Consider the following 21,362-nt stretch of genomic DNA (forward strand, 5'->3'; position numbering starts at 1 on the left):
TGACTCTTTGAGAGCGGGCTTCGACGGTAAAGCCATGCCACCGAGCGCAAGCGCCGAGGCCGTCGTCCGCGACTACTACGACGCACTCCGCGATGGCGACCCGCTTTCCCCCTACTTTTCGGACGCCGACTCGACCGTCAAGTTCGGCATCAGCGAGTCCCTGTTCGGCGGTGACGACGTCGCCGCGGCCCTCGAGACACAGACCGAGACGACCGACGAGTGGGTCGTCGAGAGCGGCCACCTCGTCGTCACCGAACGCGACGGGTTCGCGACGGTCGCCGACGAGGTGGTGATGGCCTGGACGGAGACGACGACCGGCGAACGCTACCGGTTCGACAGCCGCTGGAGCGCCACGGTAGTCGAACGCGATCCGGACGACTCGAGCGAGACCGACTGGGCCTTTATCACGATGCACGTCAGCGCACCACACGACCTATGAGCCGAGGTCGCGGTTCGGGACGTGGCCCCCCACGCTCGAGCGGAGTGACTGACGGGGCCGGTCAACTCAAGGCCGTCTTCGTCCTGTTGGTCGGACTCTCAGGCGGCTCGATCGCCCTCCAGAGCGGCGCTTCCCCGCCAGTCATCGGGGCGGCGATACTCGGTGGCGTCGCCGCCGGGAGCGCGTTGCTCTGGTATCTGCTCTGGATTACGACCGAGTGACCGCGAGTCTGAACTGGCTCCCGGGTTTGTGGCCTACGGCGACAAACGCTGACGATCACGCGAAACTCGTTTCGCTCGCTCTCAACGTCTTCGTCTACGACTCAGACGTTGCCGATCAGCCAAGACTCCTTGCAGTCGTCTTGCTTGCTCCCAGAGTTCGCCCTACGGGCTCAGCCGCTGCCGGTCTCGCGGGAAGAGGACCGCTTCTCGGATGTTGTCCAGTCCGAGGATCGTCATGATGAGGCGTTCGCCGCCGAGCCCGAAGCCGGCGTGGGGCGGCATGCCGTACTTGAACATCTTCGTGTAGTATTCGAACTGATCGGGATCGAGCCCCTGCTGTTCGAAGCCCTCGATGAGCTTCTCGTGGCGGTGTTCGCGCTGGCCGCCCGAGACCAGTTCCATGCGCGGATGCATCAGGTCGAAGCCGGTCGACAGCTGCGGATCGTCGTCGTGATCCTTGATGTAGAAGGGCTTGATCTCGCTTGGCCAGTCCGTGATGAAGTAGTGGCCGCCGACGTCGTCGCCCAGCGCCTTCTCGGCCTCCGTCGAGAGGTCGTCGCCCCAGACGAGCTGTTCGTCGAGTTCGCCCGTCGCGTTGATCCGCTCGATGGCGTCCTCGTAGCTGATACGTGGGAACGACTCCTCGGGTGCGCTGAATTCGTCTTCGAGGCCCAGCGCCTCGAGTTCGTCGGCGCAGTTGTCCGCCACCGCTTCGTAGGCGGCGCGGACGACGCCCTCGACGACGTCCATGGCGTCGTTCTGGTCGCAGAAGGCACCCTCGAAGTCGATCGAGGTCGCCTCGTTGAGGTGGCGGGGCGTGTTGTGTTCCTCGGCGCGGAAGATCGGGCCGATTTCGAAGACCCGCTCGACGTTCGATCCGGCGATCAGCTGCTTGAACAGCTGGGGCGATTGGTTCATGAAGGCCTCCTCGCCGAAGTAGGTGATCGGGAAGAGTTCGGTGCCGCCCTCGGTGCCGGTCGCGACGATCTTCGGCGTGTTGATCTCCGTACAGCGGAACTCGCGGAACTGCTCGCGCACGGCGCGCAGGATCTCCGAGCGGATCTCGAAGACGGCCTGCACCTCGTCCTTGCGCAGGTCGAGGGTGCGGTTGTCGAGTCGCGTCGAGAGGTCGGCGTCGACCTTGCCCGAGGGATCGAGCGGCAGTTCGGGGTCGGCGGGCGCGATGACCTCGACGGACTCGGGCGTGACCTCGACGCCCGTCGGTGCGCGCGGCTCTTCCTCGACGGCACCGGAGACTTCGACGACGCTCTCGCGGGAGGCGTCGAGCCCCGTTTCGACGAGCTCGTCGTCCATCTCGTCTTTCTCGAACTTGATCTGGATCTTACCCGAGGTATCCCGGAGAATCAGGAAGGCGATGCCCCCGAGATCGCGGATCTCGTGGACCCAGCCGGCGACCGTCACGTCGTCGCCCGGCTCGGCGTCGGCAGTGTAGGTTCTATCCTGCATACCACCCGATTGACGCAGGCGCAACTTAAGCCCAGCCGTTCGGAGTCGCGCTCGTCTCGCCGATCGGATTCACTCCTCGAGCGATCCCACGCGTTCGACCAGCGGCTCCACATCGGTCGACAAATGTCCTCGTCCGTCCTATTTTTGTCGCCTCACGCACTGTTTGGAAGTATGGGCGACCTCGAGCGACTCGCCGACGACGTCCGCCGGGCAGACACGGTCGTCGCCTTCACCGGGGCCGGTATCTCGGCTCCCTCGGGCGTGCCGACGTTCCGGGGCGACGACGGCGTCTGGGAACGATTCGACGAGAGACAGTTCGCCTACGGCCGGTTCCAGCGCGATCCCGAGGGGTTCTGGGAAGACCGCGTCGAGTTACAGCGGACGATGTTCGACGGCGATTTCGAACCGAACGCGGCTCACGAAGTGCTGGCCGCGATGGAACGGGACGGCGACCTCGAGGCCATCCTCACCCAGAACACGGACGGATTACACGGCGAGGCAGCGGCGGCGGTCGGCGACGAGACGACCGACCCCAACACTGCGCGCGACGCGGAACCGACCGTCCTCGAGCTTCACGGCAACTCCCAGCGGGTCCGCTGTACCGACTGCGGGAACAGCCGGGACGGCGATCCGATCTTCGAACGGGCAGCCGACGGCGACCTGCCGCCGACCTGTGACTGCGGTGGCGTGTTCAAACCCGACGTCGTCCTCTTCGGCGAGCAGCTCCCGGGGGCGGTCATCCAGCGGGCCCGGTCGCTCGCCCGCGAGAGCGACGTCTTCCTCGCGATCGGCTCCTCGCTCGTCGTCGAGCCCGCCGCCTCGCTCCCGCGACTCGCCGCATCGACCGGCGCGACCGTCGGCATCCTCAACCTCGAGTCGACGCCGGTCGACGGGATCGCGGACGTCGTCTCTCGCGAAGACGTGACGGACAGCCTCCCTCGATTACGGGACCTCGTCCTCGAGTGACGGAGCGTTCGAGGCGCTCGCTCGCGCACCCGACGGAGAGTGGCGTCGCCGTCGCGTCGTGGCAAAACAGTCGCAACCGGTGAAGGGATGCGCTCGGACGGAATCGGAGGCGTGCGTCAGGCGTCGTTGGCCGCTTCGACGGTTTCCCGAACCGCCTCGATGCCCTCGTCGTGTGCGAGGTCGCCGACGACGATCACGTCGGCGTGCTGGGCCATCGAATACGCGGAGTCGTAGTCGTGAATCCCGCCGCCGTAGAACAGCGTCGATTCGTCGGTGGCGTGAGCCGCGGCCTCGACGACGCCCTCGTCGCCGAGGGTGCCCGAGTACTCGACGTAGACGATCTCCTGCCCGAACATGTGCTCGGCGACCGTCGCGTAGGCGGCGACGTCGTCCGCGCCGAGATCGCAGTTGGCCTCCGTTAGCTCCGCGACGTCGGCCTCGGGGTTCATCACGATGTAGGCCTCCGTCGTCGTCCGTTCCCAGTCGAGGTCGCCCTCGAGGCGGACCCATTCCTTGTGGGCCTCGGTGATCCAGAACGGCGAGCCGGCGTTGAAGACGGTCGGAATGAGATAGCCGTCCAGCGCGTCGTCCTCGAGGACGACCTCGGGGTTGGAGGGCTCCTGATAGAGCGCGACGTCGTGTTCGGCACAGGCCTCGATGACGGCGCTCATGTTCTCTTCGGTGATGCCCATGGTGCCGCCGACTTCGATCGCGTCGGTGCCCGTCGCACAGAGATCGCCATAGGTCACACCATCCGGTAACTCCTTGTCCGGATCGAGCTTGAGAATATGGTTCCAGTCATCCCAGGGGGTAGTCATACCGCGTCGTTTCCCGACAACCAGCAAAAACGCTACGGAACGGCCCCGTTCCGAGTCCCATCATCGAGACGGGCGTCGAAACGATCCGTCGATCGTCTCGGGGCGACGGGCAGGGGGAGCCGCCCCCGACCACGGTCGACGACCGAGACCGATCGAAACGCCTCGCGAGGGCGGGGATCAGTGCTCGTGAGACGGAGCCAGCGAGGTCGGGGGTCCAGAGTGGGTCGGCGCGTCGATGACGCCGTCAGGTCACAGCTGTTCGGCACTGACAGCGCGGAGCGAGCTGTCGTTTTCGACTTCCCAGATCCGCAACACGAGGTGGGCCTTGCAGTAGTATTCGGCGGTCTCGAGACCGGTCTCTCCGTTCTCGAGGACGAGCTGGCAGGTACCCCCGTTCGAACACTCTGGTGAATGTTCACACATTTGAACTCGGTTGAACTACTCGTCTCCCGGTCAAGACTTTGTCGGTGAAAGAGTTCGGTCGTCGCGGTCGAAGTGGACCCGTGCTATCGATTCGACCCGTCATACTCGGGGATATCACCGGCTACTAACGGTGCTCGAACCGAGACGTTCGCGAGCGCCGACAGCACGGTCGAGGTGACGGCGTGGGTGGGTTCGACTCTGCAGTGCGGGCGTGGACCGCCACTAGACGCCCTGACTCATCAGATGGCTGCGCAACACGTCGGCCTCCTTGTTCCCGGAGCCGGTGTTGACGATGACGACGGTTTCGTCGCCGTCGAACGCGCCGCGTTCGGCGAGCTCCCACGCGCCGCTCGCGGCCGCCCCTGCGCTGGGGATCAGTTCGAGGCCCGTCGTCTGGGCCACCCGGACGGCGGCCTCGAGGATGTCGGGGTCGTCGGTCGCGACCGCGCCGCCGTCGGTCTCGCGGATCGCCTCGAGCACCCGCGCGCTCGCAGTCGGGTCCGGTACCTCCAGTTCGCCACAGATCGTGTCCGGGTGGTCGACCGGTTCGTGTTCGTCGCGGCCGTCCTCGAGGGCATCGACGATCGGCGCACAGCCGGACGCTTGCGCGGCGTAGAGCGCCGGCGTCTCGTCGATCAGGCCCAGTTCTCGGAACTCCCGTGTGGCCTTGGCGAGGCCGACGAGTCCGGTGCCGGTTCCCGTCGGATAACAGATCGCGTCGGGCACCGCCCACTCGAGCTGTTCGGCGAGTTCGTAGAACAGCGTCTTCGCGCCCTCGTGACGGTAGGGAGTGTCGAACGACCGGAGCGAGTACCAGTCGTCGTGTTCGGCCAGCCCCTCCTCGAACGCAGCGGCGGCGTCGTCGAAGCGACCGCCGACGACGTTCATGTCGCCGCCGTGGACGTTGACCATCGCCTTGTTCGTAAAGCCGGACCGCGAGGGGAGATACGCGTGTGCCTCGAGTCCCGCGCGGGCCGCGTAGGCCGCGGCGGCCTGGCCGCCGTTGCCCGTCGAGGGGAGCGCGACGTCGGTCGCGCCGTCCTCGAGTGCTGCCGTCACGGCCACCGACGCGCCGCGATCCGTGACCGAGCCCGTCGGGTTCCGGGCCTCGTCTTTGATCAGGACGCGTCCGACGCCGAGTTCGTCGGCAAGATCGGGACAGTCGACCAGCGGCGTGGCTCCTTCCGCCGTCGTCACCGCGGACTCGCGGGCGAAGGGCAGCAGTTCCGCGTAGCGCCACTGCGAGTCGAACGGCCGAGACGCGAGCCGCTCGCGATCGAGGTCGATCGCGTCGTACTCGTAGGTCGGATCGAGCGCCCCGCCACACGCCGGACACTGGTGTGACTCGGCGGCGTCGACGGTGGCCCCGCAGTCGACACACTCGAGGCCGTCAAAGGCGGCTGTCGGGTTCATACTGGGATGTTCGCGGCTCCGAACTAAGGGTTGTCCATCGACGGCTCAGTCCGACGCGGGGATCAGCGATCGATCGCGATCGAAGCGAGCGGTGAGTCTCGGAGTCGGTGACCCGAACGAGAGAACGAAGAGATCAGTTGTCGCCGGTCTTCGACTGCCACTCGTAGTCGCGGCGTTTGGCGGACTTGCCGAAGCCACACGACGAGCAAACTTTCTTTTTCGTGTGATAGGACTTCTCTCCGCAGCGACGACACTTGGTGTGGGTCGTCTTGTTCTTCTTTCCTTGGCTTGGGGTTCCTGCACCAGTCATGGAGTGATCGAGACGACGTTATCGCCGCGTATAATGGTTGTGTCTTCGACTGGGGCCTCGTCGTCGATGCCGCCCTCGACGGGGATCGTGACGTCCTCGAGGACCAGGTTCATGTGTTGATCGTAGCCGGCGAGTTCGCCGACGTACTCGTCGCCACTTTTGAGCCGCACCGAAACGCGTTCGCCGAGCGACGCCTCGAGGACGTCCAGCGGTCGTCCACTCATACGCAACACCGCAGGAGATGGATACTTAATCGTACCGGTCCGGACTCCGTCGTCTGACGGCGAGAGGACGCTACTCCCTGCCGTGGCCCGGCGAGACACGGGGTGACGTTCGACGGTCATCTCGAGTCCGTGACCACGACGAGGGGACGGTATCGTCCCGCTGGCGAACCAAACGGCTAAGTGTACACTCGTTGACCGACTGGTCATGGGAGACAAGAAATTCACCATCATCGAGTTGCACTTCGACGGCGACACGCAGTTCGGACCCGGAACGATCGGCGAGGCGCTCCCGATCGGCGGAACGAGTTCGACAGCGGAGACGGACGCCGAGACGGAGACCGAACCGGACGAGAGCGCGGCCGCGGACGAATCCGGCGGCAAAGGAAAGAGCGCCGCCGGCGCACTGATCGCACTGGTCGTCCTCGTCGGGATCGCCGCCGCCGTCAGGAAGTTCCGGGGCGACGACGAGGAGCCGGAACTCGAGCCCGAAGAGGAGCCCGACGTCATCGTCAACTGACCGCCGACCGTCCGGCGACGGCCCGCCAACCGGCCGACGGCACCGGGACCCGACCGAGCCGAACGCTTTTGCGCTTCCTTCCCGTACCCGTAGTCGTGAACCTCTATCGTAGCGCTCGGGCCGTCGCCGGAGCGTCCGGTGACGACGCGATCGACTGGCGCTCGGCCGCCGACGCCGCCAAGGCGGCGACCGATCCCGGCTCGCTCGCCCTCGAGTCCGGCGAACGCGAGGCCTACGCACGCGACGTCCGTGACGCGCGAGCGGCCGTCCGAACGGTCTCCGGCGTCGAGTTCGACGTTCCCGAGACCGTCGAGATCCAGAACCGCCACCACTGGATCGACGCCAACGTCGCCACCTTCGAGCGCGTCATGAGCACCCTCGAGACCCACACCGGCGCGTTCCCCGGCGTCGCCCGGACGATCAACACGGGAACGATGACCGTCCTTCTCTCGTTTCTCGGGCGGAACGTCCTCGGCCAGTACGATCCGCTCTTGCTCGCCGACGCGCCCGCGAACGACCACGCCCTGTACTTCGTCCGGCCGAACATCCTCAACGCCGCCGAGAAACTCGACGTCGACGCCGATCGGTTCCGCCGCTGGATCGCGTTCCACGAGGTGACCCACGCCGCCGAGTTCGGGGCCGCACCGTGGCTCTCCGATCACCTCGAGACTCGCATGGAGGAGGGGATCGCGACGCTCTCGAAGGGCTCGTTCGACCGGGAGGCGTTCCGCGATCTCGACGCGGCGATGACCGTCGTCGAGGGGTACGCCGAACTCCTGATGGACCACGCCTTCGACGAGGAGTACGAGGACCTCCGGCGCAAACTCGACGAGCGACGGCAGGGGCGGGGCCCGCTCCAGAAACTCTTCCGTCGCCTGCTCGGGCTCGGGCTGAAGGAACGCCAGTACGAACGCGGGAAGAACTTCTTCGAGCACGTCGTCGCGGTTCGCGACCTCGAGACGGCGAGTCTCGTCTGGGAGGGGCCCGAGTATCTGCCGAGTCACGACGAACTCGACGCGCCGGGGTCGTGGGTCCGCCGGGTCGATCGCCGATAGGAGACCGCGTCCGAGCGATCGGGATCTAATAGGTTTTCCAACAGTTTCGGGCGGGCTGCCTGCCGAAACGGCGAGTGGAACCTTCAACGTTATATCGGTCGGGCCGAAAGCGTGGCGGTAATGCGCGAGGAGGCGACGGCGTTCGTCCCCGGCCACGTTACGGGCTTTTTTAGCACGCACCCGGACGAGGATCCGACGAAAGCCGGCTCACGGGGAGCGGGACTAACGCTTACTGACGGTGTCGAAGTAACGGTCGAACCGGCGGAGGAATCAACCATCGTCCTCGACGGGGCCGAAACCGACGTCGAACCGGTGACGACCGTCCTCGAGACCCTCGAGGTGACCGCCCGCGTCGAGGCCGACTCCGAGCTACCGATCGGGGCAGGGTTTGGCGTCTCCGGTGCGATGGCGCTTGGCACGGCACTCGCGGCCAACCGCGTGTTCGAGCGCAAACTCTCCGCGAACGAACTCGTGACGGTCGCTCACGGTGCCGAAGTCCAGGCCGGGACGGGACTGGGCGACGTCGTCGCCCAGGCACACGGCGGCGTTCCGATCCGCCTCGAACCGGGTGGGCCACAGGACAACAAACTCGACGCGATTCCGTCGCGGGCGCGCGTCGAATACATTTCGTTCGGCGAACTCTCGACGGCCGACGTGCTCTCGGGGGAGACCGAGGAACTGACGGCCGCCGGGACGGAGGCGCTCTCCCGGCTGGTCGAGGAGCCGACGCTGCTGTCGTTCATGTATGCGTCGCGGCTGTTCGCACGCGACGCCGGCCTCCTCACGGAGCGGGTCACGGAGGCGATCACCGACGTCTCGTCGGTCGACGGCCAGGCGTCGATGGCCATGCTCGGTGAGACCGTCTTCGCGCTCGGAACGGGACTGTCCGATGCGGGGTACGATCCGTCGGTCTGTGCGACGCATCCGGCCGGTGCGGTGTTGAAGTAGGCGCTCGCTCGAGCGGGCCGACGCGATCGCGTTCGGCTGGTCTCGGACCGGCCCCCAGCGGCGGTGTGTCACGCGAGCGATCGGCTGAGCGGTTCGCGGCCGCCGACCGATCGGGCCGCTTTTTATCGACCCAATCCAGTAATCGATCGTGAGCGACTACGACACCGTCTCCGCCGACGTCGAACACGAGGAGGAGATCCCGGAGGACCACCCCAGATATCAGGACCTACTCACCCGACATCGGATCGAGAAGGGCGTCGAAAAAGGGATCACCCACCTCCAGGGAATGCACGCCGAGGGGCGGGGCAGCGCCTTCGATTACCTGCTGGGCGAGGAAACCCTTCCCAGCGCCGATGCGGCCGAACGGACCGCCGCAGCCCACCTCCTGCTGGCGGAGCATCCCGTCCTCTCGATCAACGGCAACGTCGCGGCGCTGGTTCCCGGCGAAATGGCCGCCCTCGCCGACGCCGTCGACGCCGACCTCGAGGTCAACCTCTTCAACCGCACGCCCGAGCGGGTCGAAGCCATCGCCGACCACCTCCGGGAGCACGGCGCTGCCGACGTGAAGGGACTCGAGGCCGACGCGCGCATCCCGAACCTGGATCACAAGCGGGCGAAAGTCGACGCCGACGGCATCTACGAGGCCGACGTGGTGCTCGTCCCCCTCGAGGACGGCGACCGCGCCGAAGCGCTCGACGAGATGGGGAAGACCGAAATCGTGATCGATCTCAATCCGCTCTCGCGCTCGCCACAGGTCGCCGACGTGCCGATCGTCGACAACATCATCCGTGCGATCCCCACCGTGACCGACCACGCGCGCGAGCTGGCGGACGCGGACGAGGCACGGCTGCGAGCGATTATCGACGACTTCGACCGGGAGCGGGCACTCGAGGAAGCCGAGACCCGCATTCGGAACGGCATCGATCGGTAGCGAGGCTCATCGTCGAACGGGCGACGCTGTAGCGCTGGTTCTCGATGCGTTCGACGTGGTATCGGATCGGTCTGGTCACTACTCGGGAGTTCCCACGCCGGAACCCGGATTCGATATATCGTCTTTTAGTTTACCAGGAGAGGGCGACAGCGTGCTCGTCCGATCGTTCGACGGCGAACGACCGCGAGAACGGCGTTCGCGTCGCTGCACGCTCGAGTACCCGGCAGTCTGTGCTCGAAAGACACTCCGCCGTTCCTCGAGGAGTAGCGGTCGCGAGTTATCGGGAAGAGGACTTTCGGGTTCCACTATCGGAGGCGGAGAAACTCGGCGAACCTCCTCTCGACGGCGGGCCAACCTCGGTTCGCAGGCCGCGCGACTGCGGCCAGTCTATGAATCGGTTCAGGTACTAGAACCGGCCTTGGCTCCCACCAGTTGCTTCTTATATCGAGATCCGAATGAGAGACGTAGATCTCGATGACTCAGCCAATCGAGGGCGAGACGAGAACGTTCGAGCGAACGTTCACGGTCGAAGACGTCCAGCAGTTCGCAGCGCTCTCCGGTGATGACCAACCCCGACACACCGAACCGGACGAGGACGGGCGAGTGATGGTACAGGGATTGTTGACCGCGACCCTGCCGACGAAAATGGGGAGCGATGCCGAAGTGTTGGCCAGTACGATGGAGTTTAACTTCCACCAGCCAGTCTACACTGGCGAATCGATCACGTGTCGATCGACGTACGACACAGTCGTCGAACGAGCGGACCGCTACGAATTCACCTCGGACGTCGTTTGTGAGAACGAGGCCGGTGAGACCGTGTTGACCGCGACGACCGAGGGAATCATTCTGAAGGACGCGTGACCGGCCGGCCATACGGACGGCCGCCGTCATACGGGTTGCTGGCCCGGGTGACCGGCGACCCACAGACGAGTTGTGGGGTCGCCGGCACTGACTGACAGCGGTCCGTATCGGTTCTCGAGTGCTGTCCACGGAGGATGGGGCCGTGAGTACGTCGCGAGCTACGACCGTCGAATCGCTTATCGCTCCTCGGCAGGTTGTCACGTGTATGACCCGCACGACCTACCAGTGTCCGTGTGGTGCCCGCATCGAATTCAGACACGACCTCGAGAAAGAGCGGGGAACGGTAACGCCGAGCTGGAAGTGTACGGACTGTGGGACGCCGGTTCCAGGGATGACCGCGGAGAAAATCAGACACCAGCACCCGTCCTGAGCCGTCGACTCGGTGTGGAGCGACCCGTTCGTGAGAACTGTCGTCGAAAAGACACATACACGATATATCGATATATCAAATCCGCCGGCCGGCCCGGAGGTGTGGCGCTTCCGGCCGGCGGCGCTCGTCCGTTTCCGACCCCGTGAGACCGAAACACGGATTTAGCCTCGTGAAACTACTATCGGACGAGATGATCCGTGGTGGCACGCTCACGATCCGTCTCGGCCGTGGTGGGGAGCGCCTCGAGCAGGTGATCGGCCCGTGACCGCGGTCGCGATCACGGACGCGGTCGACGCCTATCTCCAGCGAAAGGCCGTCGGCGATCCCGATAGTTCGGGTGCGGGTGCCTACGCCGCCAACGCCGAATCGATCCTCCGGCGATGGGCCGAGTGGCTCGAGCGAGAACACGAGATCGGCTCGATCGTCGCGCTGTCGGTCGAGCACATGCGCGCCTACGCCACGGAACTGCGTCGTCGAACCGAACGCGGGGAGTACACTGCGTCGACCGCCGACACCTACTACGCCGTGGTGCGGGCGTTTCTCTCGTGGTGTGTCCGCGGCGGGATCCTCGAGGACAATCCCGCGGCGCGCGACCGCGCCGAGGCTGCGCTACCGACGGCCGAGACGCGGTCGCCGAACGACTCCTGGACGGCCGATCGACGCCGCGAACTCGAAGGATACGTCAGGGAGCGGGCGATCGAGGCCGGCACGCGTTCGACGAGGGAGCGACGCACGCGGTTGCGCGAGTACGCGATGGTGGCCGTCCTCGCCCACTCGAGCGTCCGCGGGGCCGAACTGTTCCGAGCGCCCGAAGACGACCGACGCACGGGGGCGACTTGGGACGACGTCGACTTCTATACCGGGACGATCCGCGTGCTGGGGAAGTCCCAGCGCCTCGAGGACGTTCCCCTCCCCGCCCGTGCCCGGACGCCGTTGCGTCGGTACCGGGTCGTGCTCGATCCGCCGTCGAACGACTGGCCGCTGTTTCCCACGGGGCACGCGCCGTCGATCGCGAGTCAGGTGCGAGCGAGCCTGCGCGAACGGGGGTACGACGAGAGCGAGATCGACGCCCTGTTCGCGGACGCGACGGCGGTGGAACTCGCACGCGAGCGGTCGATCGCGCCGCCAGCGATCACGACCGAGGGTGCCCGATCGGTGTTGAAGCGCCTCTGTGAAGGGGCCGGCGTCGACGTCGACGGGAACTACCTGACGCCACGGGGCGTCCGTCGAGCGGAGACGGACGATCCGTATCGACGCGAGGCGACGGCATCGAAGCCGACGCTTCGGGCATCGGTACTCGAGCAGTCGATCGCCGTGCCGGCAGACCGGCCGTTGATTCGCGATATCGACGCGGGGTCCCACGACGAGTCGACGGAAACCGACTGACGAAAGCACCGGGTTGCTGTCGGCGGGGTCGCTAGTCGGCTCGCCGCAGGAAGAGGCGGCTCGGGTTGGAGGAGCGGGTCGGTTCCGACGCTCTAGACGAGCAGCCAGAGGAGCACCGTCAGGAGGAGCGTCAAGAGGAGGACGGTCGTCCCGATGCCCGTCCGGAGGTGGATCGTGGACGGGCGACCGCCGTCGGTCGGCTGGCGCTCGTCGACGTCGACCAGCCAGTTTGGAAGCCGGCCGGCGGCCGCGTCGACCGCGAGGACGGGATTGTTGCCGATCCAGTAACAGCGCGTGACCGCGCCCACGACGGCCCGGTCCACGGCAGCGTAGGTCTCGGTAACGGCGAGCATCGTCCAGCGGCTGACGCTGTAGGTCGCCGGGTAGACGACCATCGCCGGATCGCCGAGATCGAGCTTCGAGAGCGGTTTCCGGACGACGACGAAGACGACCGCTGCCACCCCCGTCAGGATCCCCGCTGTCTCGAGGTGAGACGGACTGTAAGGGTGGAGGTGGCCCTCGCCGCCGGAGTACGCGAAGGCGAAATCGCTCCCGTGAATCGTCGGCGCGAGGTCGGCCAGTCCCTGCCACCAGACGCCAAAGAGGAGACAGGCACCGCCCAACCCGAGCATCGCGACGGTCTGGCCGGGTTTGGCGTCGGCGACCTCGAGATCGCTTTCGCCGTGGAAGAAGACGTAGTAGCCGAGCTTGATAAAGGAAAGTAGGGTTCCGATCGCACCGAGCCAGAGCAGCCAGTACAGCGCCTGGTACTCGGGCTGGCCGTAGTAGCCCGGATCGGCGGCGTCGAAGATCATCCCCTTACTGACGTAGCCGTTGAAGCCGGGGATCGCAGTGATCGAGAGCGCCCCGAGGCCGAACCCGACCGCGGTCAGTGGCATCTCGCGCCAGAGCCCGCCGAGGTCGTACAGATCCTCTTTACCCGTGCGGTAGATGACCACGCCGACGGCCATGAACAGCAGGCTCTTGAAGAGGATATTGTTGAAGAGGTGGCTCATCGCGCCGGCGACGGCGAGATTGGAGCCGATCCCGATCGCGGCGACGATGTAGCCGAGCTGGGCCTGGATGTGATAGGACAACAGCGCCCGCATGTCGTGTTGGAGCAAGGCGAAGGTCGCGCCGTAGACGGCCATCAGGCCGCCCATGTAGGCGACGTAGATCGAGAGATCGCTCTCGCTCCCGACGGGGAACGCCCGGTAGAGGACGAACGCGCTCGTCTTGGTCGTATAGACCGAGAGGAACACCGACGCCGCGATGTGGGGTCGCGGGTAGGTGTCGGGGAGCCACGTGTGGACGCCGATGAAGGCGACGTTGACGCCCATCCCGAGTACGGCGAGCAAGGCCGGAACGCCGTCAGCGATACCGCCCGCGTCGTAGACGAACGTGCCCGCCTGGATGTAGTGGACGGCGACCGCCATCATCACGAGTACACCGCCGGTGCCGTGGAACAGCGCGTACCGGAAGCCAGCCCGAACCGCCTCGCCGCCGTAGTGCCAGACCACGAGCGTGCTGGTGACGGCCATCAACTCCCACATGAACAGGAGGACGAGCCAGTCGCCGGCGAAGGCCGCCCCGATCGACGAGGCGACGTAGACGAGCGCGAACGCGACCAGCGTCTTACTGGCCTCGCTCGAGTAGGCGTAGATGACGCTACAGACCCCGAGGAAACCGAGGCCGAGGCCGACCATCCGGGAGAAGTCGTCGACGTAGAAGGGGACGACCTCGAAGCCGAGGAAGGTCCCGGCCAGATGCTGGCCCTCGGGTGCGACGAGCGAGACCGCCAGGACGGCCGCGAGGCTGAGCGCGCCGACGGCGAAGCCGGCGATTCGGGGGAGGACGAGCACGAGCACCGCCGCCGCGAAGACGAGCAACGGCGGGTAGGCCATCGACAGGACGTCGAGTGCCATTAGTCGGTCACCTCCGTCACGAGTTCGTCGAGGGGAACGGTTCCTAGCTCCTCGAACGGCATCCCGAAGACGCCCTCGACGATCCGGGTCGCTAACTCGAGGAAGACGGCGTAATCGGGGCCGATCCCGAGGACGATCGCGCCGGTCGCGATCACGGCGATCGGCGCGAGCATGAGCCACGTACTCTCGGTAACCGGCGAGTGTCGTTGCCAGCCGTCGGCGGGCGGCCCGCCCGTGAGGTGATCGTCGCGGTCGCCGTGGTGGTCGACGACGCCGACGGCGTCGTCGTGGTGGTCGGCAGCGTCGTCCTGATCGACGGCGTCGTCGTGGCCCGTGCGGTCGTCGTCACCGGGGCGATCGGCGGCGGAAGTTGTATCGGTCGACGCGTCCCCCGCGTCGGCGGTTGTGTGATCGCTCGGGTATTTGTCGACGGCGTACTCGGCGTCGCCGTCCGGTTGGGCTGTGGGTTCCGTATCGGACACCTCCGGGGAGTCCGTCGGTTCCCGGTCGGGTCGGCCCTTCTCACCGCCATCCGTAGCGATGCCGTCGTCCGGTTGATCGGGACCGTACGAACGGCGCAGGCCGCCTCGGGGGAACTCGAGGAGCGGTTTCGCGTCGTGGCGGTCCTCGCTCTCGAAGAACGCGGTGTAGACGACCGGCCAGAAGTACGCGACGTTGAGGACCGCCGAGAGGAGCAATGCGGCGGCGAACAGCCAGTACTCGCCGCCCATGGCACCGGCACCGATCAGCATGTAGAACTTGCTGACGAAGCCGGCGATCGGGGGCAGCCCGGCCATGCCGGCCGCACCGACCGTAAAGGCAGCCATCGTCAGCGGCATCCGTTTGCCGATGCCGGCCATCTCGCTGATGTAGTCGGTGTGGGTCTCGACGTGGATCGCGCCGGCACAGAAGAACAGGGTGAGCTTCGCGAAGGCGTGTGCCGGAATGTGGAAGAGAGCCCCCACCATCGCGTAGGGATGGAGCATCGAGAGCCCGAGGACGATGTAGGACAGCTGTGCCGTCGTCGAGTAGGCGAGCCGGCGCTTGAGGTGATCCTTGCGCATCGCGATGATGCTCGCAGCGGTCAGCGTGAACGCGGCGACGAGCGCGACCGGAATGTTCAACCCGACCTCGCCGATACCTGGCACGTCCAGTGGCAGGTCGTGAATCAGTCCGGGCCCGTAGACCTCGAGGATGACCCGAGCGATGCCGAACGCACCGGATTTGACGACTGCGACGGCGTGGAGCAGCCCGGAGACGGGGGTGGGCGCGACCATCGCGTCGGCGAGCCACGAGTGTAAGGGCATCAGCGCGGCCTTGACGCCGAAGCCGGCGATCAGGAGGAAGAAGGCGGCCTGTGCGTAGACCGGTTCTGCCTGGGCAGCCGCCGCGAGTGCCTCCATCCCGCCGGCCTCGAAGGCCAGCGTCGGGTCGCCGACCACGCTCGTCAGCCAATAGATCATGACCGTGCCGGCGAGCAGGAAGACCCCGCCGCCGAAGAACGTGTACGTGAGGTACTTCCGGCCGGCGATGCGGGCCTCGCTGTCCTCGTTGTGGGCGACCAGCGGGTAGGTCACCAGCGACAGCAGTTCGTAGAAGACGAAGATGGTCACCAGGTTCGCGGCGAACGCGATCCCGACGGCGGCCGAGAGGCTAGCCGCGAAGGAAGCGAAAAAGCGCGTCTGGGAGTGTTCGTCGAGCCCGCGCATGTAGCCCGTTGCATAAAAGGACGTGAAGATCCAGAGGAAACTCGCGAGCAAGGCGAAGAAGATCCCCAGTGGATCGGCACGCAGGGCGAAGTCGACTCCCGCGAGGAACTGGATCCCCGTCGAGTCGGCGAGACTCCACCGGAAGGTTTCGCCGCCCATGACCGCGGGGAGCATGCTGACGACGATCCCGAACTTCGTGAGTGCGGCCAGCACGGACCATCCTTCGCGGAGGTTCGGCCGGCGATGCGACGCGACGATCAGGGCGATGGCGACCGCCGACACCAACACGGCGGCGAGCGGTCGGATGTCTTCGACCATTAGTTGAACACCTCCGTCAGGAACGGCTCGAGTAGGTCGGCGAACGCACCACCCGAGAAGCCGAGGGCAACGGCACCGAGCGCGGCGACGACGACGACCGCGATCATGCCGATCGAAACGGCGTCTGCGCGGTCGGTCTCGGCCGCGGCGTCGACCTCACCGCCGTCCGTCGCGACCGAGCCCGACGCGTGTGGCGATTCGACGGCCGCGGGCGGCGTGAAGTACATCTTCTCGAGCAGACGGGCGGCGTAGGCGAGGGTGAGCATTGTACTGAGGAAGATCACGGCGGCGACTGGCCAGAGCTGGGACTCGACGGCACCCAGCGCGATGTACCACTTGCCGACGAAGCCGACGCCCGGCGGGACGCCGACCAGCGAGAGCAAGAGGACGGCCATCGAACCGGCGACGATCGGCCGCGCTTTCGCGAGGCCGGCGTACTCGTCGACGGTGCGAGCCCCGTAGCTCGCGGCGACGAGCGCGGCCCCGAGGAAGAGCCCAGCCTTCAACAGCCCGTGGCCGACGAGGTGGATCGCGGCCCCGATCAGCGCCGTCTCGGAGCTGCCGGCGACGACGACACCGTAGGCGGCGATGACCAGCCCGAACTGCGAGACCGAGGAGTACGCGAGCATCCGTTTGACCTCGGTCTGGATCACGGCCAGCACCGTGCCCGCGAGGACGCTCACGCAGCCGACGGTGAGGACGATCGCGGCCGCGTTCGACACGCCCGCCAGATACTCGACTTCGAAGACGGTGACGATCAGCCGGCCGAAGGCGTACGCCGAGGCCGTCGAGACGAGCGCCGCGATCAGCGGCGTCACGCCGTCGGGGGCCTGCTGGTAGGCGCTTGGCTGCCAGGTGTGCAGCGGCCACTGGGCGACCTTGACGGCGAAGCCGACGACGATGAACGCGAAGCCGGTCCGGATCAGCGTCTGACTCTCCGCAGCAGGAATCGCGTCGGCGAGTTCGAGCATGTTCAGCGTCCCCGTCGCCATGAAGACGAACGCGACGCCGATCAGGTACATCGACGCGGCGATCGTCCCCAGAATCAGGTACTTCAGGGCAGCGACTGCCGACTCGGGGCCGTCGCCGCTGGCGACCAAGGCGTAGGTCGCGAGGCTCGTGATCTCGAGGAAGACGAACAGGTTGAACACGTCGCCGGTCAGCGAGATGCCAAGCAGCCCGCCGACGAGCAGCAGGTAGGCGGTGTAGAACGTGTTCCCGCGCGGGCCGCCGCGTCGCGTGTACGCGAGGACGCCGGTGGCGACGGCGGTCACGAGCAGGACGATCAGCATCGAGAACTCGTCGGCGACGAGTTCGATCCCGTACGTCCGTGGATAGCCACCGAGCTTGTGAGACACCTCCTCTCCGCCGCTGTAGACGACGCTCGCGAGGGAGACGGCTGCGCCGAACAGGCCGAGCGTCGTGAGTCCGGCGACGGACCAGCCGGTCCGCTCGAACCACAGTCCCAGCGCGATCGGGAGCGTCGCCGCGAGGATCGGGGCGACGATCAGCAGTGGCAAGAGCAGGTCGACGCTACTCATCGGCACGCACCTCCCTGAGGGTGTCCTCGCGGAGCGTCCCGTACTCCGCGTAGATGCGGATGATCAGCGCCAGGCCGACCGCGGTCAGCGCGATGCCGACGACGATGGCGGTTAACACGATGACCTGGGGCAGCGGGCTCGCGACCATGACCTCCAGGGGGACCCCATCGTGGGGGACGATCGGTGCCGATCCTCCCTCGACGTAGGCCATCGAGATGAAAAACAGGAAGATAGCCGTCTGGAAGAGGTTGACGCCGATCAGCTTCTTCACGAGGTTCTCGCTGGCGATCACCATGTAGAGCCCGATCCCCAGGATGACGACCATCAGCACGTACGTGTAGTAGTTCGAAAGGAACTCAATCATCGTCGCTCACCTCCACGTCGGTCGAGTCGAAACTCTCGTCGGCGGTGTCGGTCTCGCGGACACCGCCGGTTCCGCTGGGCCGCTCGGGCGTAAAGCCCGCCGCCATCGTGAAGAAGAGGCTGATGATGACCCCCGAGACGATCAGCGAGATGCCGCCGATCTCGACGGCCTCGAGCCCCCACTTTGGCTTGACGTGGAAGACCTCTTCGAGCATCGTGAACTCGAGGAACTCCCCGCCGAGGGCGACCATCGCGAGACCGATCGCGCCGAAAATGACGACGCCGCCAGTGACGAGGCCGACGAGGAAGGAATTTCGAAGCCACTGTCGGGTCGGTTCGATACCGAAGGCGAAGGCGAGCATGAGGACCGTGACGCCGACGATGGTCCCGCCCTGGAAGCCGCCGCCGGGGGCGTCGCCCCCGTGGAAGGTCATGAACAGCCCGTAGGTGAGCGTAAACGGTGCGATGATCTTGACGGCGGTCATGATCACCTGACTCTCGGTGTAGGTATCGTCGACGGACATTAGGCGAACACCTCGCGTTTCAGGACGACGAGCGTCGAGACGCCGGCGGCGAAGACGACGACCGCCTCGCCGAAGGTGTCGAAGCCACGGTAGGCCGCGAGCACGGCTGTGACCGCGTTCTCGACGCGGGTGTCGTTGTACGTCTCCGTGATGTAGTGTTGGGTGACGTCGAGGTTCGACCAGACCGGCGTCGCCGTGCTGCCGACCGGGTACATTTCGGGCACGACCGCAGTACACACCAGGAGGACGAACGCGCCGACGACGGCGACCGCCGGCAGGTGGATCCGCTCTCTGAGCCGATCGGTCGTGGGTCTGGTCGTGCGTGCGATCGTTAACAAGAGCAAGAGCGTGGTCACGCCGGCTCCGATCGCGGCCTCGGTCATCGCCACGTCGGGAGCCAGCAGGAACGTGTAGAGGATGGCCATCCCGAGGCTGTAGGCTCCGAAGACGACGATCACCGATAGCACGTCCCGGAACAGCGCCGTCGCGACGGCCGTCGCGAGGACGAAGGCCACCAGTGAATAGGCGAACAGACTCATGTCGTTTCACCGTCCGTTTCGTCCGTCTCCGCGTCCGTTCCCTCCTCTGCGAGGATCGGTTCGACGCCGGTTTCCGCGGCCGAGCGGGCAATCGCGTGGGCCGCCGTCGGGTTCGTGATGAACACGAAGAACAACAGGAGGACGGTGTAGATCGCCCCCTGTTTCCAGCCGAAGGCCACTGCGACGCCGGCGAGTGCAAAGCCCGCGCCGAGCGTGTCCGTCTGGGAGGCGGTGTGGGCCCGTGCGTAGATGTCCGGGAGCCGAACGACGCCGATCGTCGAGACGAGCGTGAAGAACACGCCCAGTCCCAGCAGGACGACGATCGTCCAGAACCGGATCGTCTCGATCACAACACACCACCCCGTTCGACGGTGAACTTCGAGATGGCGATCGACATCAGGAAGTTCAGCAGGGCGTAGATCAACGCGACGTCGAGGAACCACGCCTGGTCGAGTCCCGCCGCCAGCAACGCGAGAATGACGACCGTGTTCGTCCCGAGGACGTTGACCGCCAGCAGTCGGTCCTGCGTCGTCGGACCGACGACGGCGCGATAGAACACCGCGATCGCCAGCACGACGAACAGCCCGGCCGCAGCGAGGAAGACGTCCTCGAGCGAGACCGGCGTCACAGCTCGTCACCTCCGACGATCTCCGCGTCGTCGCGCTCTCGCGGCGAGGGGATCGCCGCCGAAGCGCGGCCGTAGAAGACGAAGCGGATCGCCCGCTCCAGGCCGCCATCGAAGAGGTCCTCGCGCGCGGCGGGGATCAGCGTGTGGACGAGCAGCTGCTGGTTGTTGGCCCGGACCGTCAGCGTCCCCGGCGTGAGCGTGATGCTGTTGGCTAACGCGGTCAGGGGCAGTCCGCTTCGCACGCGGGAGTTGACCCGCGTCAGCGTCGGCTCGATCGGCATCGACGGCCGGAGGATCACGGCCGAAACCGCGATGTTGGCCTTGACGATCTCCCAGAGGAGATACGGGATGTAGAAAACGAACCGGACGACCCGCAGCGGAGACTGAACGAGATCGAGGGGCACGGCAAACGTCACCCGTGCGAGCGAGACGGCGACGATACCGGCGACCGCCGCGCCGGTCACGAGATCGAACCAGTAGGTCGGATCGCCGAGCACGAGATAGAAGCCATAGGAGATCAGGAATGTCGCGAACAGCCGACCGAAGTCTTCGGTGCCGCCGGCGAGGCGTCCGCGGCGAGCCGATCGCTCGACCGGTGCCTCGTCGTAGGCCAGCCCGATGCGATCGAGTTCGCGCTCGAGGGGCTGGAGCAACTGAGCGGTGACGCCGGGCTGGTACTCCGGATCGAGGACGACGCGGTCGATCCCGTGGTCGTCGGCGTAGGCGTCGAAGATCTCCGCGTAGTCGCGGGGACCGAAGAGGTACTCGTCGGCACCGAGTCGTGTCGTTTCGATCGTCACGTCGGCCTCGCCCGCGTCCTCCTCGACCCAGTTGCGCGCTCGCGAGAGCAGTCCGTCGGCGTCCTCGCGGTACTGGTCGCTCTCGGGGACATCGGCGTCGTAGGGCATCGCGACGACGAGGTGGCATTCGAGCGAGTCGGCCCCCTCGAGCCCCGACTGGACGGCATAGCTAACCGTCTGCCGGACGGTCACCGTGTCCGACAGCGGAACGAGCAGGCGTTCAACCGCCACGGCGTCTCCCTCCTGGTGACCGTCGTTGGATACTCATAGCACTCGTTGGTACTCGAGTCAAGCGGTAGCCGTAGGAAAACGATTTCGTTATCCACCAGTTGCCCCCCATTTCCGTGCCGTTCCCTGAAACGATCGTGACATTCAGGCCCCGTTCGTGCCGAACGGTCGGCAGAAATGAAATCCGCCCCCGTCGACGGGCGATCGGTAGTTTTACAATCCGAGTTTCAGTAGACCAAGCTAACTTGCATGACGACAACCGAAACCGTTCACGATCGAATCGGAACCGCACGTAACGAACTCACGACCGCACAGCTACTGGCCGTTTTCGCACTCGCCGCGGCGTTGCTGTTTACGCTGCTGTTCCTGCAGGAGCCACTGGCCCACGACTCGATGCACAACTTCCGACACGCGGCCGGCGTCGTCTGTCACTGAGAC

26 protein-coding genes are annotated in these 21,362 nt (G+C 66.1%); 11 read left to right on the plus strand and 15 right to left on the minus strand.

All coding sequences use genetic code 11. From position 1 onward, the window contains the following. Positions 1–34 precede the first annotated feature (34 nt). Both J0X27_RS05105 and J0X27_RS05110 read left to right on the plus strand, forming a co-directional pair. Positions 35–439: a nuclear transport factor 2-like protein gene (locus J0X27_RS05105; protein ID WP_207271336.1), complete on the plus strand. Its 405-nt coding sequence runs from the start codon at positions 35–37 to the stop codon at positions 437–439. Continuing rightward, the gene (locus J0X27_RS05110) at positions 436–660 is read left to right on the plus strand and encodes a hypothetical protein (RefSeq protein WP_207271337.1); all 225 of its coding nucleotides are present in this window, start codon (positions 436–438) and stop codon (positions 658–660) included. The genes J0X27_RS05105 and J0X27_RS05110 overlap by 4 nt, the downstream gene beginning before the upstream one ends. Positions 661–822: 162 nt before the next feature. On the opposite strand, the gene aspS is transcribed toward J0X27_RS05110, so the two are convergent. Next, on the minus strand, positions 823–2,127 hold the full coding sequence (aspS, locus tag J0X27_RS05115; RefSeq protein ID WP_207271338.1) for an aspartate--tRNA(Asn) ligase: 1,305 nt from the start codon (positions 2,125–2,127) through the stop codon (positions 823–825). 171 nt (positions 2,128–2,298) lie between these two features. Between aspS and J0X27_RS05120 the strand changes: the two genes are divergently transcribed. Continuing rightward, a complete protein-coding gene (locus J0X27_RS05120) occupies positions 2,299–3,093 on the plus strand; it encodes an SIR2 family NAD-dependent protein deacylase (protein WP_207271339.1) in 795 nt (264 codons plus the stop codon). Between the two features lie 116 nt (positions 3,094–3,209). Here the strand turns inward: J0X27_RS05120 and J0X27_RS05125 are convergent, their stop codons facing one another. From J0X27_RS05125 to J0X27_RS05145, 5 genes are all read right to left on the minus strand, one after another. After that, on the minus strand, positions 3,210–3,911 hold the full coding sequence (locus J0X27_RS05125; RefSeq protein WP_207271340.1) for a phosphoglycerol geranylgeranyltransferase: 702 nt from the start codon (positions 3,909–3,911) through the stop codon (positions 3,210–3,212). 249 nt (positions 3,912–4,160) lie between these two features. Next, positions 4,161–4,334: a hypothetical protein gene (locus J0X27_RS05130; RefSeq protein WP_169924316.1), complete on the minus strand. Its 174-nt coding sequence runs from the start codon at positions 4,332–4,334 to the stop codon at positions 4,161–4,163. 222 nt (positions 4,335–4,556) lie between these two features. Next, positions 4,557–5,747: a threonine synthase gene (locus tag J0X27_RS05135; protein WP_207271341.1), complete on the minus strand. Its 1,191-nt coding sequence runs from the start codon at positions 5,745–5,747 to the stop codon at positions 4,557–4,559. A gap of 133 nt (positions 5,748–5,880) precedes the next feature. Beyond that, on the minus strand, positions 5,881–6,057 hold the full coding sequence (locus J0X27_RS05140; protein ID WP_006108486.1) for a 50S ribosomal protein L37e: 177 nt from the start codon (positions 6,055–6,057) through the stop codon (positions 5,881–5,883). Continuing rightward, positions 6,054–6,281: an LSM domain-containing protein gene (locus tag J0X27_RS05145; RefSeq protein WP_097378186.1), complete on the minus strand. Its 228-nt coding sequence runs from the start codon at positions 6,279–6,281 to the stop codon at positions 6,054–6,056. The genes J0X27_RS05140 and J0X27_RS05145 overlap by 4 nt, the downstream gene beginning before the upstream one ends. Before the next feature lie 205 nt (positions 6,282–6,486). Between J0X27_RS05145 and J0X27_RS05150 the strand changes: the two genes are divergently transcribed. From J0X27_RS05150 to J0X27_RS05180, 7 genes are all read left to right on the plus strand, one after another. Next, positions 6,487–6,798, plus strand: coding sequence for a hypothetical protein (locus J0X27_RS05150; protein ID WP_207271342.1), 312 nt, complete (start codon positions 6,487–6,489; stop codon positions 6,796–6,798). Between the two features lie 95 nt (positions 6,799–6,893). Continuing rightward, positions 6,894–7,853, plus strand: a complete 960-nt coding sequence (locus tag J0X27_RS05155; protein WP_207271343.1) for a zinc-dependent metalloprotease — start codon at positions 6,894–6,896, stop codon at positions 7,851–7,853. A gap of 120 nt (positions 7,854–7,973) precedes the next feature. Next, complete coding sequence (locus J0X27_RS05160) at positions 7,974–8,801, plus strand: pantoate kinase (protein WP_207271344.1); 828 nt, start codon at positions 7,974–7,976, stop codon at positions 8,799–8,801. A gap of 148 nt (positions 8,802–8,949) precedes the next feature. Then, the gene (locus J0X27_RS05165; protein WP_207271345.1) at positions 8,950–9,732 is read left to right on the plus strand and encodes a 4-phosphopantoate--beta-alanine ligase; all 783 of its coding nucleotides are present in this window, start codon (positions 8,950–8,952) and stop codon (positions 9,730–9,732) included. A 474-nt stretch (positions 9,733–10,206) separates the two neighbouring features. Continuing rightward, complete coding sequence (locus tag J0X27_RS05170) at positions 10,207–10,593, plus strand: FAS1-like dehydratase domain-containing protein (RefSeq protein ID WP_207271346.1); 387 nt, start codon at positions 10,207–10,209, stop codon at positions 10,591–10,593. Positions 10,594–10,798: 205 nt separating this feature from the next. After that, complete coding sequence (locus J0X27_RS05175; protein WP_169924315.1) at positions 10,799–10,963, plus strand: hypothetical protein; 165 nt, start codon at positions 10,799–10,801, stop codon at positions 10,961–10,963. 261 nt (positions 10,964–11,224) lie between these two features. Continuing rightward, positions 11,225–12,349 carry a tyrosine-type recombinase/integrase gene (locus J0X27_RS05180; protein WP_207271347.1) on the plus strand — a complete coding sequence of 375 codons (1,125 nt, stop codon included), beginning with the start codon at positions 11,225–11,227 and terminating at the stop codon, positions 12,347–12,349. Positions 12,350–12,441: 92 nt separating this feature from the next. Here the strand turns inward: J0X27_RS05180 and J0X27_RS05185 are convergent, their stop codons facing one another. Genes J0X27_RS05185 through J0X27_RS05225 form a run of 9 tightly spaced genes read right to left on the minus strand, consistent with a single transcriptional unit; the run spans position 12,442 to position 20,927 of the window. Next, positions 12,442–14,274 (minus strand): Na(+)/H(+) antiporter subunit D, encoded by a 1,833-nt coding sequence (locus tag J0X27_RS05185; protein ID WP_207271348.1) that lies wholly within the window; start codon positions 14,272–14,274, stop codon positions 12,442–12,444. Continuing rightward, the gene (locus J0X27_RS05190) at positions 14,274–16,301 is read right to left on the minus strand and encodes a proton-conducting transporter transmembrane domain-containing protein (protein WP_207271349.1); all 2,028 of its coding nucleotides are present in this window, start codon (positions 16,299–16,301) and stop codon (positions 14,274–14,276) included. Before J0X27_RS05190 ends, J0X27_RS05185 begins: the two co-directional genes overlap by 1 nt. Next, entirely contained in the window at positions 16,301–17,842 is a 1,542-nt protein-coding gene (locus J0X27_RS05195) for a proton-conducting transporter transmembrane domain-containing protein (protein ID WP_207271350.1), read from the minus strand. Before J0X27_RS05195 ends, J0X27_RS05190 begins: the two co-directional genes overlap by 1 nt. Beyond that, positions 17,835–18,206 (minus strand): cation:proton antiporter subunit C, encoded by a 372-nt coding sequence (locus J0X27_RS05200; protein WP_207271351.1) that lies wholly within the window; start codon positions 18,204–18,206, stop codon positions 17,835–17,837. Before J0X27_RS05200 ends, J0X27_RS05195 begins: the two co-directional genes overlap by 8 nt. Further along, a complete protein-coding gene (locus tag J0X27_RS05205) occupies positions 18,199–18,729 on the minus strand; it encodes an MnhB domain-containing protein (RefSeq protein WP_207271352.1) in 531 nt (176 codons plus the stop codon). Before J0X27_RS05205 ends, J0X27_RS05200 begins: the two co-directional genes overlap by 8 nt. Next, entirely contained in the window at positions 18,729–19,268 is a 540-nt protein-coding gene (locus tag J0X27_RS05210; protein ID WP_207271353.1) for a DUF4040 domain-containing protein, read from the minus strand. Before J0X27_RS05210 ends, J0X27_RS05205 begins: the two co-directional genes overlap by 1 nt. Beyond that, positions 19,265–19,618 (minus strand): monovalent cation/H(+) antiporter subunit G, encoded by a 354-nt coding sequence (gene mnhG, locus J0X27_RS05215; RefSeq protein WP_207271354.1) that lies wholly within the window; start codon positions 19,616–19,618, stop codon positions 19,265–19,267. Before mnhG ends, J0X27_RS05210 begins: the two co-directional genes overlap by 4 nt. Next, positions 19,615–19,896 (minus strand): cation:proton antiporter, encoded by a 282-nt coding sequence (locus J0X27_RS05220; protein WP_207271355.1) that lies wholly within the window; start codon positions 19,894–19,896, stop codon positions 19,615–19,617. The genes mnhG and J0X27_RS05220 overlap by 4 nt, the downstream gene beginning before the upstream one ends. Continuing rightward, a complete protein-coding gene (locus J0X27_RS05225) occupies positions 19,893–20,927 on the minus strand; it encodes a monovalent cation/H+ antiporter subunit E (protein ID WP_207271356.1) in 1,035 nt (344 codons plus the stop codon). The genes J0X27_RS05220 and J0X27_RS05225 overlap by 4 nt, the downstream gene beginning before the upstream one ends. Positions 20,928–21,173: 246 nt before the next feature. Between J0X27_RS05225 and J0X27_RS05230 the strand changes: the two genes are divergently transcribed. Next, positions 21,174–21,359, plus strand: coding sequence for a CbtB domain-containing protein (locus J0X27_RS05230; protein WP_207271357.1), 186 nt, complete (start codon positions 21,174–21,176; stop codon positions 21,357–21,359). Positions 21,360–21,362 lie beyond the last annotated feature (3 nt).

The organism is Natrinema longum, from assembly GCF_017352095.1.
GTDB classification, from domain to species: Archaea; Halobacteriota; Halobacteria; order Halobacteriales; family Natrialbaceae; genus Natrinema; species Natrinema longum.